Source organism: Streptomyces sp. B1I3 (assembly GCF_030816615.1).
GTDB lineage: Bacteria > Actinomycetota > Actinomycetes > Streptomycetales > Streptomycetaceae > Streptomyces.
Map to the genome: position 1 here is coordinate 3,570,885 of NZ_JAUSYD010000001.1, position 15,770 is coordinate 3,586,654.

Here is a 15,770-nt window from a genome sequence, read left to right on the forward strand (position 1 = left end):
GCCCACTGTCATGCCCGACTCCGCCCGCACCGCTGTGCCCGACTCCGCCGCCGGCCGTCCCCGCATGCCCCTGGCCGTCTACATCCTGGGCCTCTCGGTCTTCGCCCTCGGTACCAGTGAGTTCATGCTGTCCGGGCTGCTGCCACCCATCGCCGACGACATGAACGTGTCGATCCCCCAGGCCGGGCTCCTCATATCGGCCTTCGCGACAGGCATGGTGATCGGCGCCCCGCTGCTGGCAGTCGCCACGCTCCGGCTGCCCCGCCGGACCACCCTGATCGCGCTCATCTCCGTCTTCGGGCTGGGCCAGGTCGCGGGCGCGCTGGCGCCGACGTACGAGGTGCTCTTCGTCTCCCGGGTGGTGAGTGCGCTGGCGTGCGCGGGCTTCTGGGCCGTCGGCGCGGCCGTCGCCATCGCGATGGTTCCGGTCGGTGCCCGGGCCAGGGCGATGGCCGTCATGATCGGCGGGCTCTCGATCGCCAATGTGCTGGGCGTGCCGCTGGGCGCGTTCCTCGGCGAGAGCCTCGGCTGGCGCTCGGCGTTCTGGGCCGTGGGCGCCGCGTCCGCCGTGGCGCTGGCAGGGGTCGTCACACGCATCCCGCGCATTCCGCTGCCCGACGAGAAGCCGCAGCTCAAGCGTGAGGTCTCCATCTACCGGGACCGCCAGGTCCAGCTGTCCGTCGTCATCACGGCTCTCGCGGCGGGCGGTGTCTTCTGCGCGTTCAGCTACCTCTCGCCGCTGCTCACCGACGTCGCCGGGCTGAGCTCGGGCTGGGTGCCGTGGGTGCTCGCGCTCTTCGGTCTCGGCGCGCTGATCGGTACGACGATCGGCGGCCGGGTCGCCGACGCGCACCTCTTCGGGGTACTGGTGAGCGGCATCAGCGCGTCGACGGTCTTCCTGGTGGCGCTGGCGCTCCTCGCCTCGAACCAGGTCGCCGTCGTCGTCCTCGCGTTCCTGCTCGGGCTGTCCGCCTTCTACACGGCCCCGGCCCTCAACGCCCGGATGTTCAACGTCGCGGGCGTGGCACCCACACTCGCGGGTGCCACGACGACCGCCGCGTTCAACCTGGGCAACACCAGCGGCCCCTGGCTGGGCGGCGCGGTGATCGACGCCGACTTCGGTTTCCGGGCGACGGCCTGGGCGGGCGCCGCGATGATGGTCCTCGGCCTGGCGGCCGTGCTGGTCTCGATGCGGCTGGGCGGCAGGAGTACGCCGTCCCGGCGCGTGGCGGGCGGGAACGCACCCGCGGACTCGGACGTCGCCGTCACGGTCACCGGGAGGCGGACGGAGCAGGCCGCCCCTTAGGCCTCCGCAGTCCGGCGGCGGTGAGCCGGCGGACGATCTCCTTCGACCCGACCTCCCGCGCCCCGGCGCGCACCGCGTCGGCGTAGCGGGTATCGGGGATGTCGTAGTGGTCGCGTTCGAACGCCTTCGGCGGGCAGCCGATGGAAGCGGCGAAAGTGTGCAGCTCCTCGAACGACACGTCGCTGACCAGGTGCGACCACATGCGCCCGTGTCCCGGCCAGGTGGGCGGGTCGATGTAGACGGTCACCGCCGCAGCACCCGCGCGAGCGCACCGACCGGCGCGACGGACACCGTGGCCTTCGTACAGACCCAGCGCGGGTCGGGGCCGAGCTCCGGCTCGACCTCCAGCGCGTGGGGACCGCCCTCCGTGCAGACGGGGCACAGCGGCCAGCGGCCGTACCGCTCCAGCAGGGCGTCCTGGACGTCCTGCGCTATCAGGCCGGTGACGAACGTGGCACCCTCGGGCCACTTCTCGACCCACCACCGGCGGTGGGTCACCGCGTCCTCCACCAGCGAGACGATCTCGGCCTCGGCCACGTCACCCGCGACGAGGTCGGCCATCACCAGCGCGCGTGCGGTGTGCAACTCCTGCTCCAGGCCGTTCAACTCCATACCCCCCATTGTCCCCCCGCCGGATCACCCCTGGGCCGTTCCGGCGGGATGCCGCAGACGCCGAATCCGGCCGTACCGCCCATAATTTCACCCCTAACCCCCCATAGGCTCCCAAGGGATTGACGGGATGACGGAGTGGAAATAACTTTCAGGTGTGACCAATGACGTGAAGGAAAGTTTCAGCGCCGGTTCCCCGCCCGCGCCCGCCGCTCTCGCGGCCAAGGTGCGGACCCTGGCCCCGTCCATGACCCGCTCCATGCAGCGCGTCGCCGAAGCCGTCGCCGGGGACCCCGCGGGGTGCGCCGCCCTCACCGTCACGGGTCTCGCCGAGCTCACCGGCACCAGCGAAGCGACCGTGGTCCGCACGGCCCGCCTCCTCGGCTACCCCGGCTACCGGGACCTGCGCCTGGCCCTCGCCGGGCTCGCCGCCCACCAGCAGTCGGGGAGGGCGCCGGCCGTCACCGCGGACATCGCGGTCGACGACCCGATCGCCGACGTCGTCACCAAGCTCGCCTACGACGAGCAGCAGACCCTCGCCGACACCGCCGCCGGTCTCGACACGGTCCAGCTGGGGGCCGCCGTCGCCGCCGCCGCGACCGCCCGCCGCATCGACATCTACGGCGTCGGCGCCTCCTCCCTCGTCGGCCAGGACCTGGCGCAGAAGCTGCTCCGCATCGGCCTCATCGCCCATGCCCACACGGACCCGCACCTCGCCGTGACCAACGCGGTGCAGCTCCGCTCCGGAGACGTGGCCATCGCGATCACGCACTCCGGTTCCACGGGTGACGCCATAGAGCCGCTCAGGGTCGCCTTCGACCGCGGGGCGACCACGATCGCGATCACCGGCCGGCCGGACGGGCCGGTCTCGCAGTACGCCGACCACATCCTGACCACCTCGACCGCCCGCGAGAGCGAGCTGCGTCCCGCGGCCATGTCGAGCCGCACGAGCCAGCTGCTCGTCGTCGACTGCCTCTTCATAGGCATCGCTCAGCGCACGTACGAAACGGCCGCACCGGCACTGGCCGCCTCCTACGAGGCGCTCGCCCACCGCCACACCCCCCGCAGCCGCTGACCGCGGATCCACCCCGCACCCGCACCCGCACCCGCTGCACCGTACGAGCACGAGAAAGCAGAGCCGCTGTCCATGACCTCCACCACCGACCCCAGCACCGACGCCGCCGCGACCGACGGTTACGGCGAGCTGCGCGCCCAGCTCGCCACCCTCACCACCGAGGCGTTCCGCCCGGAGCTCGCCGAGATCGACCAGCTGCCGACGCGGGAGATAGCGCAGATCATGAACGGCGAGGACAGCACCGTCCCCACCGCCGTCGCCGAGAAGCTGCCGGAGATCGCCGCCGCGATCGACGCCACCGCCGAGCGCATGGCGCGCGGCGGCCGGCTGATCTACGCGGGCGCCGGCACCGCCGGCCGCCTCGGTGTCCTCGACGCCAGCGAGTGCCCGCCCACCTTCAACACCGACCCGTCCGAGGTCGTCGGCCTGATCGCGGGCGGCCCCTCCGCCATGGTCAAGGCCGTGGAGGGTGCGGAGGACAGCAAGGAGCTGGCCGCCGCCGATCTGGACGAGCTGGGTCTCACGGCGGACGACACCGTGGTCGGCATCTCCGCCTCCGGCCGCACGCCGTACGCCATCGGGGCCGTGGAGCACGCCCGCGCCAAGGGTGCGCTCACCCTCGGCCTCTCGTGCAACGCCGGCTCCGCGCTCGCCGCGGCGGCCGAACACGGCCTGGAGATCGTCGTCGGCCCTGAGCTGCTCACCGGCTCCACCCGCCTCAAGGCGGGTACGGCGCAGAAGCTCGTCCTCAACATGCTGTCGACGATCACGATGATTCGCCTCGGCAAGACGTACGGAAATCTGATGGTCGACGTGCGCGCTTCCAACGAGAAGCTGCGCGCCCGCTCCCGCCGGATCGTCTCCCTGGCCACCGGCGCCGGTGACCAGGAGATCGAGGACGCGCTCGCCGCCACCGACGGCGAGGTGAAGAACGCCATCCTCACCATCCTGGGCGGGGTCGACGGCCCCACCGCCGCCACGCTCCTGGCCGATTCGCACGGTCACCTCCGCGCCGCCCTGGCGGCCGTCCGCACCACCTGACGCACCACGCCCCCGCACAGCAAGGCACCACGCACCATGGCTACTGAAGACAAGAACCGCGCCACCGCCGCCGCGATCCTGCCGCTTGTCGGTGGCGCCGCGAACGTCAGCTCGATCGCCCACTGCATGACCCGGCTCCGGCTGGGCCTGCACGACCGCTCCCTCGTCGACGACGAGGCCCTGAAGGCGGTCCCCGCCGTGCTGGGCGTGGTCGAGGACGACACCTACCAGATCGTCCTCGGCCCGGGCACCGTCGCCCGGGTCACCCCGGAGTTCGAGCAGCTGGTCGAGGAGGGCCGCGCGTCCGCGCCCGCCCCCGCGGCGGCCCCGGCAGACGAGCTGGCGGCCCAGGGTGCCGCGATCAAGGCGCAGCAGAAGGCGAAGAACGCCACCCCGTTCAAGCTGTTCCTGCGCAAGATCGCGAACATCTTCGTCCCGCTGATCCCGGCCCTGATCGGCTGCGGCATCATCGCCGGCCTCAACGGCCTCCTGGTGAACCTCGGTTGGCTGACGTCGGTCACGCCGGCCCTGGCGGCGACGGCGTCCGGCTTCATGGCACTGATCGCGGTCTTCGTCGGCTACAACACGGCGAAGGAGTTCGGCGGCACACCCGTCCTGGGCGGTGCGGTCGCGGCGATCATCGTCTTCCCCGGCGTGGCGAACGTCCACGCCTTCGGCCAGACCCTTTCCCCCGGCCAGGGCGGCGTCCTCGGCGCCCTGGGCGCGGCGGTCCTCGCGGTGTACGTCGAGAAGTGGTGCCGCCGCTGGGTGCCGGAGGCCCTGGACGTCCTGGTCACCCCGACCCTGACGGTCCTGATCTCCGGCCTCGTCACGATCTTCGGCCTGATGTACGTGGCCGGCGAGGTCTCGACGGCCATCGGCACGTTCGCCGACTGGCTGCTCTCCACGGGTGGGGCGGGCGCCGGCTTCCTGCTCGGCGGTTTCTTCCTGCCGCTGGTGATGCTGGGCCTGCACCAGGCTCTGATCCCGATCCACACGACCCTCATCGAGCAGCAGGGCTTCACCGTTCTGCTCCCGATCCTCGCCATGGCCGGCGCGGGACAGGTCGGCGCCGCCGCTGCGGTCTACCTGCGTCTTCCCCGCAACGAGTCGATCCGCAAGACCATCAGGTCCGCGCTGCCCGCCGGGCTGCTGGGCGTCGGCGAGCCCCTGATCTACGGCGTCTCGCTGCCTCTGGGCCGGCCGTTCATCACGGCCTGTGTGGGCGGGGCGTTCGGCGGTGGCTTCGTGGGCCTCTTCAACCAGCTGGGCGACTCGGTCGGTTCCACGGCGATCGGCCCGTCCGGCTGGGCCCTGTTCCCGCTCCTGGACGGCAACCACGGCTTGGGTTCCACGATCGCGATCTACGCGGGCGGCCTGCTCGTCGGCTACATCGCGGGCTTCGTCGCGACGTACTTCTTCGGCTTCGGCAAGGCCCTGCTCGCGGAGTTCAACGTCTCCCAGGAACCGGCCCCCTCGACAGTGGCGGCCTCCGGCAAGGCCACCCCGGGCGGCTCCCCGGCGAAGAAACCCGCCGGGGTCTGACCGGCCCCGCCGGCCCCGCCTCCTACAGGGCGGCGGGGCGGCAGGAAGGGAGACGGGCGGGGGTGGGACAGGCCCCCGCGCCCGGGCAAAACAATTGCTCCGAACTCGCATGTGTAGCCATTTGATTGCCGGGCATCAGATGCCTCGGAGGTTGATAACTATGGTTCCCCTGCTTCTCGTTCTTCTGCTCGCCCTGATCCTTTTCGGTGCCGGATTTGCACTCAAGGCACTGTGGTGGATCGCAGTAATCGTTCTTGTGGTCTGGCTGATCGGATTCTTCGTCCGTCCGGCCGCGAGTGGTGGCCGCCGTGGCCGGTGGTACCGCTGGTAAATAGCCTTCCCCAGCATCTGTGCGCGTGGCCCGGACCCGGACGGTCCGGGCCACGCGCATTCCGGGAAACCCCCGGCACGACCGAAGCATGACTCCCCGAATGGGGGGCACGCGAGCTGTTGAACACCGAAAGAGCCGTCGAGAAAGGAGCCAATAATGAGCGACCACCTGTGGGGTTATCAGCCGACAAGCGGTCACACTGCGGGCGCCGACCTGACCGGTTACACGGTCGAGGCGACGGACGGGAGTATCGGAAAGGTCGACAAGCATTCCGACGATGTGGGCGCGGCCTATCTGGTCGTCGACACCGGGGTCTGGATCTTCGGTAAGGAAGTACTCCTGCCGGCCGGCACGGTCAAGGGCATCGACACGGAGCACAAGACGATCTTCGTCGACCTGACCAAGGACCAGATCAAGGACTCCCCGGAGTTCGACAAGCACAAGCATGCGGGCGACCCGGGCTATCACGCCCAGGTCGGCAGCTACTACGACAGCTACCGCATCTAGCTCCTGCACCACCATGAACAGAGGCGGGGCCGGCTCCGAGCGCGGAGCGGGCCCCGCCGTTCAGGTGCGCGACCCCACGCACCAACCCGCCCGACGGGACCGGACCGGACCGGGAAGGTCGCCGTGAGCAGACTGACACCGGTGGCGCCGAAGGGCCCGGGGAGCAACAGCGCCTTCGGCCTGTGTCCCACCGCCCTCAGCGCGGCAGCTTCCCTCCCCGGTTGATCTCCGTGACCCGCGCCCGGAGTGCGAGCCCCGGCGGAGCGGGCCGGACGGCCTCGGGCGGGCAGTCCCACTCCGCGCCGCCACCCGGGGGGCGCAGTTGTACGTACGGTCCGACGCGGCCCATCACGCGGCCCACGCGACCGTCCCGGGCGTCCAGGACGAACGCCCCGGGCGCCGGCGTACACGGCTCAAGTCCTTCAACTGTCATGAGCGCTCTTCGCCTCGAGCTGCGCGCTCAGCCGCAACGCCGTCTCGATCGTGCACCGGCCGAGATCCACCAGCGGCGTCGGTTCGTCGCCCGCGCACGAGACCGGGTCGATCCTCAGCGACGGCAGCTTCACGCCCACCTGCGCGAGCCCCGCCCGCAGCCGCGCCACCGCGTCCTCCGCCGCCCGCACTCTGCCTGCCGCTTCTTTGCGCTGTTCCGTAACCGTCATCATGATCTCCCCCATTTCCACGCTGAGTAGTGGCTATGCCTACAGAGCGTGGTGATTTCGTGGCCGTCACGGAAGAGCCGCAGTTCCGGCACCCGCACACCTCCGTCCTGAGTCGCCGCGCCCGGACCGGAGAAGCCCCCCGCTCCTCACTCGGCGGGCCGGTTCCACCCGCGCCGCTCACCGCCTGCGGCGCCCCGGCCGCCCCTGCGGCCTCCCGCCCCGCCGCGATCCGCGCGGATCCGCGCGCGGGCACCCGCGCCCAGCACGCATGTGGCTCAGGTCACTTTCCCGCCGTGTCACAGTCGGGCCCCACGCTTACGTCCCGAGGTCATCAGCAAGCAGCGGACGACCCGGAAGAAGGCGGAAGCGATGAACACACACCACGAGGCGGCCCGGCCGGCCCCCCACCACGTCCTGATCCTGGGCGCGGGGTACGCGGGCATGGCCGCGGCCATCCAGCTGTCGGCCCGGGTCGAGCGGCAGAAGGACGTGCACGTCACCCTGGTGAACGCCCAGGAGCGCTTCACCGAGCGGCTGCGGCTGCACATGACGGCGACCGGACAGCAGCTCGACGAGCTGAGCATCCCGGAGCTGCTCGACGGCACGGGCACGCGGTTCTTGCGCGGATGGGTGACGGCGGTGGACGCGGACGCGAAGACCGTGCGGATCGATGACGACCGCATCCTGCACTACGACACGCTCGTGTACGGGCTGGGCAGCGTGGCCGACACGACGGCGGTGCCGGGCGTCGAGGAGTACGCGTACACCCTGAACGGCCCGCAGGACGCCGAGGCGGTGGCCCACCGGCTGGCACGACTCGGCGGCGGCACGGTGGTCGTCGGCGGCAGCGGGCTGACCGGTGTCGAGTCGGCGGCGGAGACGGCCGAGAGGTATCCGGAACTGGACGTCGTGCTGCTGGGCCGTGACGAGCCCGGCGCACACATGAATCCGAAGGCCGGGGCGTACGTGCGATCCGCGCTGGACCGTCTGACCGTCCAGGTGCGCAGCGGGGTCGACGTGGTGAAGGTGCTGCCGGATTCGGTCGAGCTGGCGGGCGGGGAGAGCATCGCGGCCGACCTCGTCCTGTGGACCAGCGGCACGCGGGTGTCGCCGCTGGCTGCCGCAGCCGGCCTGGAGGTCGACGAGCGCGGCCGCATCGTCACTGACGCCACACTGCGGTCCACGTCGCACCCGGACGTGTACGCCGTGGGTGACGCGGCCGCCGTCCGCCAGGGGTACGGCGTCATGCACGGCACCTGCCAGAGCGGGATGCCGACCGGCGTGCACGCCGCGGTGTCGGTCGTCCGCGCCCTGCGGGGCAAGCGGCCCAAGCCCTTCCGCTTCGGCTACTACCACACGCCGGTGAGCCTCGGCCGGCATGACGCCGTGGTGCAGTTCACCCGCCCCGACGACAGCCCTCGGAGGATGTACCTGACAGGTCGTCCGGCCGCCAGGTACAAAGAGGCGGTGACCGCATCCCCCTGGCCGACCTACGGCCGCATGAAGAAGATGCCCGCGTCGGGCGCGTTCTGGCCCCGCGGCGGCCGCTTCACCCGGATCAGGGCTGCTCGATGACCCCGTCGGCACCCGGCCCCGGCCAGGAACTGTTCGACCGGTACCGCAGCCTGCTGTTCTCGGTGGCCTACCGCATCCTCGGCACCGCGGCCGACGCCGAGGACACGGTGCAGGACGCCTGGATCAAATGGTCGGCCGCCGACCGTTCCCAGGTGGCGGACCCCAAGGCGTACCTGGCGCGGATCGTGTCGAACCTCGCGATGGACCGGCTGCGCTCCACCCGTCACAAGCGCGAGGTCTATGTGGGGCCGTGGCTTCCGGAACCCGTCCTGACGAGCGCCGACACCGCGGACACCGTCATGGGCGCCGAGTCGGTCTCGATGGCGATGCTGGTGGTGCTGGAGACGCTGAGCCCCCTCGAGCGCGCGGTGTTCGTGCTGAAGGAGGTCTTCGACTTCAGCCACGCCGAGATCGCGGAGGCGGTGGAGCGTTCCGAAGCCTCGGTGCGGCAGGCCGCGCACCGCGCCCGCGCACACGTGCGGGCACGGCGCCCGCGCTTCCCCGCCGACCGGTCACAGCAGCGCGACGCCACCGAGCGGTTCTTCGCCGCCGCGACAGGCGGGGACATGAACGCGCTGATGGAGCTGCTGTCGCCGGACGTCACCCTGTGGACCGACGGCGGGGGCAAGGTCCGCCAGGCCCTGCGCCCGGTCGTGGGCGCCTCCACGGTCGCCGCCTGGTTCGCCGCCATCGGGACCGTCACGTACCAGGGGGTCGAGCCCGCCGACATGAAGGCCGAACTCGTCGACGTCAACGGCGGGCCGGGCCTGGTCTTCAGCGGCAACGGCCGCGTGGTCGCCACGGTCACCTTCGACTACGACGAGGCGGGGCTCATCTCGGCCATCCACAACGTCGCCAACCCCGACAAGCTGCGGGCCGTCGGCACGGGCACACCGCACGTCCTGCGGACGCGGTGAGCCCGGCGCCGGACCCGGTTCCGGACCCGAAGCTCAAGTCCTGGAGTCCGGGCGCTCTTTCAGAGGAATGGGTGGAGGGATCTCCCCCACCCACCCTCCCCGCCCACGGCCTCACACGCCGTGACCGACTTGCCACACAGTGTGGCGACGCTCTAGCGTGCGGAACGACATAGAGCGACCCCCGCCGGTGCAGCAACACCGGACAGGGGTCTGACCACCAAGATCGAAAGCGGCGAACTGATGGCTGCCGACCAGCTTAATGCTGCCCCCCACACCCCGCACGCATCCCCGCACGCGCCCGCCCCTGCCGCGCACCCCATGGCCGGGCCCGGTTACGGCAAGCGCTCCGCACCTGGCCAGCGACCGTACACCGGCCACGACTTCGCGCACCTGACGCCCCGCGAGGCGGCCATCGCCGCGTACATCGACCGGTTGCCCGACGGCTCCGACATCTCCGTGAAGACACTGGCCAGGACACTCCCCTACGGGCAGTGCGCTCTGCGTACGGCGCTCAACAGGCTCCAGGCCGCCGGGCACCTGCGCCGCGGCAGCGAGTGCGTGACCACCGACAGGCTCATGCTCTGGGTGACGCGGACCTTCTTCTCCCGTACCGCACGCGACGACGAGTGGTGGGAGGCCTTCGAACGCGGAGACGTACCCGTGGAAAGGCGCGAACGGCCGACCCGCTCACGGGCGTTCACCCTGCTGGCCGCGCTCGGCCGCACCGCGCCCGCACTCAGCCTGTCGGCAGCCGAGTGCGCGAGCCTGGAGCCGCAGGTGAGCGAGTGGTTCGCGCGCGGCGCCACCGACGCGGAGACCCTGTGCGCCCTGACCACGGGACTGCCCACCCCCGTGCACCACGCCGCCTCCCTGCTCCGCAGGCGGCTGACGGACAAGATGCCGCCCCACCGGCCCGCCCCCGCGCGCGGGCCGGCGCTGATCACCCTGGAATGCGGCGAGTGCCGCGCCCCCGGCTCCCCCGGAGCCCTGAGCGGCGGGCGGTGCCGTGCGTGTCGCGGGGACACCGTGGACACACCCGCCGGACCGCCCGGAGCCGTGCCCACCGAGGACGTACGGGAGCGGGTGGCGGCGGTCCGGGCCGGGCTCGTCCCCCGGTCGGAGCGGACCGCACGCGCCCGGGGGGTACGCACCCGGCGCTGAGCACCGGAAGAGCCCGGGCGCACGCGCCCCGCGAAGGGCGGCCGCACCCGGGCCCGGAAGGCGGGGACGCCGGTATCAGCCGGAGGTGCAGGCCCTGCCGTTCAGCTTGAACGTGCTCGGGTCCGGTGACGAACCCGAGGCCGAGGTGGTGAAGCCGAAGTCGACCGCGGCGCCCGGTGCCAGGGTGCGGTTCCACGACAGCGGCCTGGCGCTGACCGTGCGGCCGTGCTGGTCGAACTCCGCGCTCCAGGTGTGGCTCAGCCGCTGCTCACCGGGCAGCAGCCAGGTCAGCGACCACGGCGACACCGCTTCGGAGCCGGTGTTCTCGACCCGTACCGTCACCGTCGAGCCGCCGCTCCACGGGTGCGAGTTGTACGCGACCCGGCAGGTCCGGGCCACGGCCGCCTGCCCGCCCTCGCCCGCGTCGTCCAGGTAGGAGGCGATGAAGGCCAGCGGCGCGTTCCAGTTGATGGTGATCTCGTTGGTCGACCAGGAGCCGATGTCGTCGATGTAGCACATGGCGGGGGCGCAGCCGGTCAGCTTCTGGGCCGCCACCGGGTCGCCGGAGGCGATCGCGGTGAGGTTGGGTCCGCCCGCGAGCGAGCCGGGCGCCGGGTTCGGCAGGCTGGGATCGTTCTGGTGCGCCCAGAAGCGGTGGTGCTGGTTGTGCGAGTTCCGCTCGCCGTAACCGGTGACGTACGACTGGTTAAGGGGATTGCGGCCGAGCAGGTAGTCGGCGCCCCGCAGCACGGCCTCCTGGTAGGCGGCGTCGCCGGTCAGGTCGTGGGCCGTGGCCAGGACGACCATGTTGTTGAGCACCTGGCTGTTGGACCCCCAGACGTAGTCCTCGCCGCTCGGCGCGTACGGCAGCCCGTACGCCTGCTCACGGGACTGCGCGGCATACCGGTCGGCGCCCGCGGTCACCACGGAACGGACCCCGGCCACCTGATTCGGCGTCAGTGCGTTGGGCACGGTGGCCAGGGTGAGCGCCCCGAGCCCGGCGGTGGCGCCCCAGGAGATTCCGCCACCCGCCGGGAAGACGGCGTCCACGTCACCGTGCAGGCCGGAGGAGAGCACCGCCTGGCGGTAGGTGTCCTTGCCCGTCGTCGTGAACAGCTCGGCGGCCGCCCAGTAGAACTCGTCGGAGACGTTGTTGTCGCCGTACGCGCCGCCGCCCACGCCGTCGTTCGGGTCGGCGAACACGGCCGGGTGCTGCTTCGCCGCGTTCCACGCGGTCTCGGCGGCCCGCAGACAGCGGTCCGCGAAGGCCGCGTCGAAGGGGGCGTAGAGCCGGGCGCACTGGGCCGCCGTGGCGGCGACGTTGAGCGTGGCGGCCGTCGACGGCGGGTGCAACTCACGCTGCTGCGGGTCGAGGTGCGGCTTCGTCGGCAGACCGGTCCACTCGGCATCGTGCATCTTGTGGTGGACCATCCCCGCCAGTGGCTTCCCGGCCGGGACCTGCATCTTGATCAGGAAGTCCATCTCCCAGCGCGCCTCGTCCAGGATGTCCGGCACCCCGTTGTTCCGCTCGGGCACCCGCAGCGCGCCGTCGTCCAGCTCGGCCGACTCCGCGTTCCCGGCGGTCAGCGTCCGCTCGTAGGTGGACATCAACTGCGCCACCGAGATGCCGCCGTTGACCACGTACTTGCCGTGGTCACCCGCGTCGTACCAGCCGCCCGACACGTCCAGCCGGTAGTCGCAGACCCCCGGCTGACAGGGGACGTCCGTGTCGCCCTTGTTGGGCGCGACACCGATGTGCCCGGCCGGGCGCGCGTACTCCTCACCGACGAGGTCCGCGTCGATCTCGATACCACTGCGGTTGTGGTAGAAGTACGCCAGCGCGTCGGAGCGCAGCCCGTCGTACAGGTCGCCGCGGATCGAGAACGGCTCACTCACCTCGCCGTCGACCTCCACGGTGTAGCCGTCGCCCACCGTGGTGAGGTCGCCGAAGTCGAAGGTGTGGATCCGCTGACGTGAGCTGGGATCCTCGCCCTGCGGCACGGTCGTACCCGTGGCGGCCGTCGAACCGTCGGCGGACTTGACCGTCCAGGTCAGCGGCGCGTCGGCATCGGTGACCACGGTGCCGCTCTTGGGACCGCGGGGCAGGTAGCCGACCTGGTTGACGCGGACCGGCGATCCGGTGTCCGGCACGTAGACAGGGGGCTGGGCCCCGCCCCGCAGCGACACGTCGTCCATGCAGAAGACCGTCGCCCGCTCACCGCCGCCGATCTGCAGCTGCACCGACGCGGCCGGCTGGTCCACCGACGCCGTGAACGTACGGGTGACGTGCGTGGCCTCCGTACCCACCGGGTCCGCCGTGGCGAGGACCGCCGTGTACGGGTCGACCGCCTCCTGGACCCGCGTCTGGACGGTCAGGGGAACGGTCGAACTGGCGGTGTAGGACAGCTCGTAGCTCTCACCAGCGACGATCGGGACCTCGTTCTGCCCGACGATGACGTCCCAGGCGTTGGCGGTGCCGGCGGGGACGTCGACGCACAGCCGGCCGTCGGACACCGCGGCCGATGTGTTCGCCGTCCACCACCAGGGCGCGGCACCGGCGGTGAAATCGCCGTTGGCGATCTGCTCGGGCCCTGGTTCGGCGTCGTCGGCCAGGGCCGTGCCGGGCACGGCCAGGGCGCCCGCGCACAGAAGGACGGCGGCCGACAACCCGAACACGCTCCTCCCGGACCGGGACCGGGATCGAACGGGTACGGGCCGGGCGGGGGGCGGTAAGGCGTTCACCGATGAGACCTTTCGTCGACGTACGTGTGTGGGGGTACGGGCGACACACTTCATGGGAGCGCTCCCAACGAACGGCGGCGCGACGGGAGCACCGAGACGTGGGAGCGGTTCCACGGAGCGCAGCCATTGTGGGGCCTGGGGCACGCGTTACGCCAGGGTCATGACAGAAGAGCACGCGGACCACGCCCGAGTCGGCGTGGACGGGCCACGCGGAACGACGTCGGCACGGCGTGGACGCGCCACGCGGAACGACGTCGGCACGGCGTGGACGCGCCACGCGGAACGACGTCGGCACGGCGTGGACGCGCCACGCGGAACGACGTCGGCCCCCGGGAGGAATCCCGGGGGCCGACGTCGTATCAGGTACTGCGGGTACCGCGTGGAGCTGCTGATCCGAGGATCAGAAGTCCATGTCACCGCCCGGCATGCCGCCCGGAGCGGCCGCAGAGGCCTTCTCCGGCTTGTCGGCGATGACGGCCTCGGTGGTGAGGAAGAGCGCGGCGATGGAGGCGGCGTTCTGCAGAGCGGAGCGCGTGACCTTCGCCGGGTCGATGATGCCCTCGGCGATCATGTCGACGTACTCGCCGGTCGCGGCGTTGAGGCCGTGACCGATCGGCAGGTTGCGCACCTTCTCGACGATGACGCCACCCTCGAGACCACCGTTGACGGCGATCTGCTTGAGCGGGGCCTCCAGCGCGAGCTTCACGGCGTTGGCGCCCGTGGCCTCGTCACCGGTCAGGTCGAGCTTCTCGAAGACGGCCGAGGCCTGGAGCAGAGCCACGCCACCACCGGCGACGATGCCCTCCTCGACGGCGGCCTTGGCGTTGCGCACCGCGTCCTCGATGCGGTGCTTGCGCTCCTTGAGCTCCACCTCGGTGGCGGCGCCGGCCTTGATGACGGCCACGCCGCCGGCCAGCTTCGCGAGGCGCTCCTGCAGCTTCTCGCGGTCGTAGTCCGAGTCGGAGTTCTCGATCTCGGCACGGATCTGCTTGACGCGACCCTGAACCTGGTCGCTCTCGCCGCCGCCGTCGACGATCGTCGTCTCGTCCTTGGTGATGACGACCTTGCGGGCGGTGCCGAGCAGGTCCAGGCCGGCGTTCTCCAGCTTGAGACCGACCTCCTCGGAGATGACGGTGCCACCGGTGAGGATGGCGATGTCGCCGAGCATGGCCTTGCGGCGGTCACCGAAGCCCGGAGCCTTGACGGCGACGGACTTGAAGGTGCCACGGATCTTGTTGACGACCAGGGTCGACAGGGCCTCGCCCTCGACGTCCTCCGCGATGATCAGCAGGGGCTTGCCCGACTGCATGACCTTCTCGAGCAGCGGAAGGAGGTCCTTCACGTTGCTGATCTTGGAGTTGACGATCAGGATGTACGGGTCGTCGAACGACGTCTCCATACGCTCCATGTCGGTGGCGAAGTACGCCGAGATGTAGCCCTTGTCGAAGCGCATACCCTCCGTGAGCTCGAGCTCCAGACCGAAGGTCTGGGACTCCTCGACGGTGATGACGCCTTCCTTGCCGACCTTGTCCATAGCCTCGGCGATCTTGGCGCCGATCTCGGTGTCAGCAGCGGAGATGGAGGCCGTCGAAGCGATCTGCTCCTTGGTCTCCACGTCCTTCGCCTGCTCCAGCAGAGCGGCGGAGACGGCCTCGACGGCCTTCTCGATGCCACGCTTGAGAGCCATCGGGTTGGCACCCGCGGCGACGTTGCGCAGGCCCTCGCGGACGAGCGCCTGGGCGAGAACGGTGGCGGTGGTCGTACCGTCGCCGGCGACGTCGTCCGTCTTCTTGGCGACCTCCTTGACCAGCTCCGCACCGATCTTCTCGTACGGGTCCTCGAGCTCGATCTCCTTGGCGATGGAAACACCATCGTTGGTGATCGTGGGCGCGCCCCACTTCTTCTCGAGGACGACGTTACGGCCCTTCGGGCCGAGGGTTACCTTGACGGCGTCGGCGAGCTGGTTCATCCCGCGCTCGAGACCGCGCCGTGCCTCCTCGTCGAACGCGATGATCTTGGCCATGTGAAGTGGTCCTCCCGGACAGGGGTGGATTCTCCGGACCGAGTGGCGCCCGCGACGGACGGCCAGCGTGCCCAGTGGTTCCTTGCCCCACCGGGCCTGCGGGCCTCACCGGCCCGGTCCAAGTTCTGTCACTCTCACCTGGAGAGTGCTAACGCCAATGATTAGCACTCGACCCCGGAGAGTGCAAGCGCCTTCGGTGATGGCTCGCTGGGTGAACACCCTCCGGGAACCGGAAGCCGGCGCGGGACGCGCGCAGGGCCCGTACCCCTCTTACGG

At 71.0% G+C, this 15,770-nt stretch carries 15 protein-coding genes; 9 read left to right on the plus strand and 6 right to left on the minus strand.

What is annotated here, in order from left to right; translation table 11 throughout:
- The first annotated feature begins 64 nt into the window (after nt 1-64).
- Nucleotides 65-1,306, plus strand: coding sequence for a Cmx/CmrA family chloramphenicol efflux MFS transporter (locus QFZ58_RS16270; protein ID WP_307128887.1), 1,242 nt, complete (start codon nt 65-67; stop codon nt 1,304-1,306).
- On the opposite strand, the gene QFZ58_RS16275 is transcribed toward QFZ58_RS16270, so the two are convergent.
- Together QFZ58_RS16275 and QFZ58_RS16280 are read right to left on the minus strand one after the other, a co-directional pair.
- Nucleotides 1,272-1,553, minus strand: a complete 282-nt coding sequence (locus QFZ58_RS16275) for a DUF4031 domain-containing protein (protein WP_307125639.1) — start codon at nt 1,551-1,553, stop codon at nt 1,272-1,274. The two genes, QFZ58_RS16270 and QFZ58_RS16275, sit on opposite strands and share 35 nt — an antisense overlap.
- Nucleotides 1,550-1,918 (minus strand): hypothetical protein, encoded by a 369-nt coding sequence (locus QFZ58_RS16280; RefSeq protein WP_307125640.1) that lies wholly within the window; start codon nt 1,916-1,918, stop codon nt 1,550-1,552. The genes QFZ58_RS16275 and QFZ58_RS16280 overlap by 4 nt, the downstream gene beginning before the upstream one ends.
- Before the next feature lie 154 nt (nt 1,919-2,072).
- On the opposite strand from QFZ58_RS16280, the gene QFZ58_RS16285 reads away from it, so the two are divergent.
- The 5 genes from QFZ58_RS16285 to QFZ58_RS16305 all read left to right on the plus strand — a co-directional run bounded on the left by QFZ58_RS16285 (nt 2,073) and on the right by QFZ58_RS16305 (nt 6,414).
- The gene (locus QFZ58_RS16285; protein ID WP_307125641.1) at nt 2,073-2,990 is read left to right on the plus strand and encodes a MurR/RpiR family transcriptional regulator; all 918 of its coding nucleotides are present in this window, start codon (nt 2,073-2,075) and stop codon (nt 2,988-2,990) included.
- A gap of 72 nt (nt 2,991-3,062) precedes the next feature.
- Nucleotides 3,063-4,031, plus strand: coding sequence for an N-acetylmuramic acid 6-phosphate etherase (gene murQ, locus QFZ58_RS16290; RefSeq protein ID WP_307125642.1), 969 nt, complete (start codon nt 3,063-3,065; stop codon nt 4,029-4,031).
- Nucleotides 4,032-4,067: 36 nt separating this feature from the next.
- Nucleotides 4,068-5,576 carry a PTS transporter subunit EIIC gene (locus QFZ58_RS16295; RefSeq protein ID WP_307125643.1) on the plus strand — a complete coding sequence of 503 codons (1,509 nt, stop codon included), beginning with the start codon at nt 4,068-4,070 and terminating at the stop codon, nt 5,574-5,576.
- A gap of 160 nt (nt 5,577-5,736) precedes the next feature.
- Complete coding sequence (locus QFZ58_RS16300) at nt 5,737-5,907, plus strand: hydrophobic protein (RefSeq protein ID WP_307125644.1); 171 nt, start codon at nt 5,737-5,739, stop codon at nt 5,905-5,907.
- A gap of 156 nt (nt 5,908-6,063) precedes the next feature.
- A complete protein-coding gene (locus QFZ58_RS16305) occupies nt 6,064-6,414 on the plus strand; it encodes a PRC-barrel domain-containing protein (protein ID WP_307125645.1) in 351 nt (116 codons plus the stop codon).
- A gap of 196 nt (nt 6,415-6,610) precedes the next feature.
- On the opposite strand, the gene QFZ58_RS16310 is transcribed toward QFZ58_RS16305, so the two are convergent.
- Together QFZ58_RS16310 and QFZ58_RS16315 are read right to left on the minus strand one after the other, a co-directional pair.
- Nucleotides 6,611-6,847: a hypothetical protein gene (locus tag QFZ58_RS16310; RefSeq protein ID WP_307125646.1), complete on the minus strand. Its 237-nt coding sequence runs from the start codon at nt 6,845-6,847 to the stop codon at nt 6,611-6,613.
- On the minus strand, nt 6,837-7,091 hold the full coding sequence (locus QFZ58_RS16315) for a hypothetical protein (RefSeq protein ID WP_307125647.1): 255 nt from the start codon (nt 7,089-7,091) through the stop codon (nt 6,837-6,839). The genes QFZ58_RS16310 and QFZ58_RS16315 overlap by 11 nt, the downstream gene beginning before the upstream one ends.
- A gap of 354 nt (nt 7,092-7,445) precedes the next feature.
- Between QFZ58_RS16315 and QFZ58_RS16320 the strand changes: the two genes are divergently transcribed.
- The 3 genes from QFZ58_RS16320 to QFZ58_RS16330 all read left to right on the plus strand — a co-directional run bounded on the left by QFZ58_RS16320 (nt 7,446) and on the right by QFZ58_RS16330 (nt 10,729).
- Nucleotides 7,446-8,651 carry an NAD(P)/FAD-dependent oxidoreductase gene (locus QFZ58_RS16320; protein WP_307125648.1) on the plus strand — a complete coding sequence of 402 codons (1,206 nt, stop codon included), beginning with the start codon at nt 7,446-7,448 and terminating at the stop codon, nt 8,649-8,651.
- Nucleotides 8,648-9,568, plus strand: coding sequence for an RNA polymerase sigma-70 factor (locus QFZ58_RS16325; RefSeq protein ID WP_307125649.1), 921 nt, complete (start codon nt 8,648-8,650; stop codon nt 9,566-9,568). The genes QFZ58_RS16320 and QFZ58_RS16325 overlap by 4 nt, the downstream gene beginning before the upstream one ends.
- A 240-nt stretch (nt 9,569-9,808) precedes the next feature.
- Nucleotides 9,809-10,729: a hypothetical protein gene (locus QFZ58_RS16330; RefSeq protein ID WP_373428556.1), complete on the plus strand. Its 921-nt coding sequence runs from the start codon at nt 9,809-9,811 to the stop codon at nt 10,727-10,729.
- Nucleotides 10,730-10,804: 75 nt separating this feature from the next.
- Here the strand turns inward: QFZ58_RS16330 and QFZ58_RS16335 are convergent, their stop codons facing one another.
- Together QFZ58_RS16335 and groL are read right to left on the minus strand one after the other, a co-directional pair.
- Nucleotides 10,805-13,396 (minus strand): glycoside hydrolase family 9 protein, encoded by a 2,592-nt coding sequence (locus QFZ58_RS16335; protein ID WP_307128889.1) that lies wholly within the window; start codon nt 13,394-13,396, stop codon nt 10,805-10,807.
- 475 nt (nt 13,397-13,871) lie between these two features.
- The gene (groL, locus tag QFZ58_RS16340; protein ID WP_307125650.1) at nt 13,872-15,494 is read right to left on the minus strand and encodes a chaperonin GroEL; all 1,623 of its coding nucleotides are present in this window, start codon (nt 15,492-15,494) and stop codon (nt 13,872-13,874) included.
- Nucleotides 15,495-15,770 lie beyond the last annotated feature (276 nt).

Coding starts and splice junctions, on each gene's coding strand:
- groL (WP_307125650.1), bottom strand. CDS start 15,494: ATGGCCAAGATCATCGCGTTCGACGAGGAGGCACGGCGCGGTCTCGAG.
- QFZ58_RS16300 (WP_307125644.1), top strand. CDS start 5,737: ATGGTTCCCCTGCTTCTCGTTCTTCTGCTCGCCCTGATCCTTTTCGGT.
- QFZ58_RS16295 (WP_307125643.1), top strand. CDS start 4,068: ATGGCTACTGAAGACAAGAACCGCGCCACCGCCGCCGCGATCCTGCCG.
- murQ (WP_307125642.1), top strand. CDS start 3,063: ATGACCTCCACCACCGACCCCAGCACCGACGCCGCCGCGACCGACGGT.
- QFZ58_RS16325 (WP_307125649.1), top strand. CDS start 8,648: ATGACCCCGTCGGCACCCGGCCCCGGCCAGGAACTGTTCGACCGGTAC.
- QFZ58_RS16305 (WP_307125645.1), top strand. CDS start 6,064: ATGAGCGACCACCTGTGGGGTTATCAGCCGACAAGCGGTCACACTGCG.
- QFZ58_RS16315 (WP_307125647.1), bottom strand. CDS start 7,091: ATGGGGGAGATCATGATGACGGTTACGGAACAGCGCAAAGAAGCGGCA.
- QFZ58_RS16280 (WP_307125640.1), bottom strand. CDS start 1,918: ATGGAGTTGAACGGCCTGGAGCAGGAGTTGCACACCGCACGCGCGCTG.
- QFZ58_RS16310 (WP_307125646.1), bottom strand. CDS start 6,847: ATGACAGTTGAAGGACTTGAGCCGTGTACGCCGGCGCCCGGGGCGTTC.
- QFZ58_RS16320 (WP_307125648.1), top strand. CDS start 7,446: ATGAACACACACCACGAGGCGGCCCGGCCGGCCCCCCACCACGTCCTG.
- QFZ58_RS16330 (WP_373428556.1), top strand. CDS start 9,809: ATGGCTGCCGACCAGCTTAATGCTGCCCCCCACACCCCGCACGCATCC.
- QFZ58_RS16270 (WP_307128887.1), top strand. CDS start 65: ATGCCCCTGGCCGTCTACATCCTGGGCCTCTCGGTCTTCGCCCTCGGT.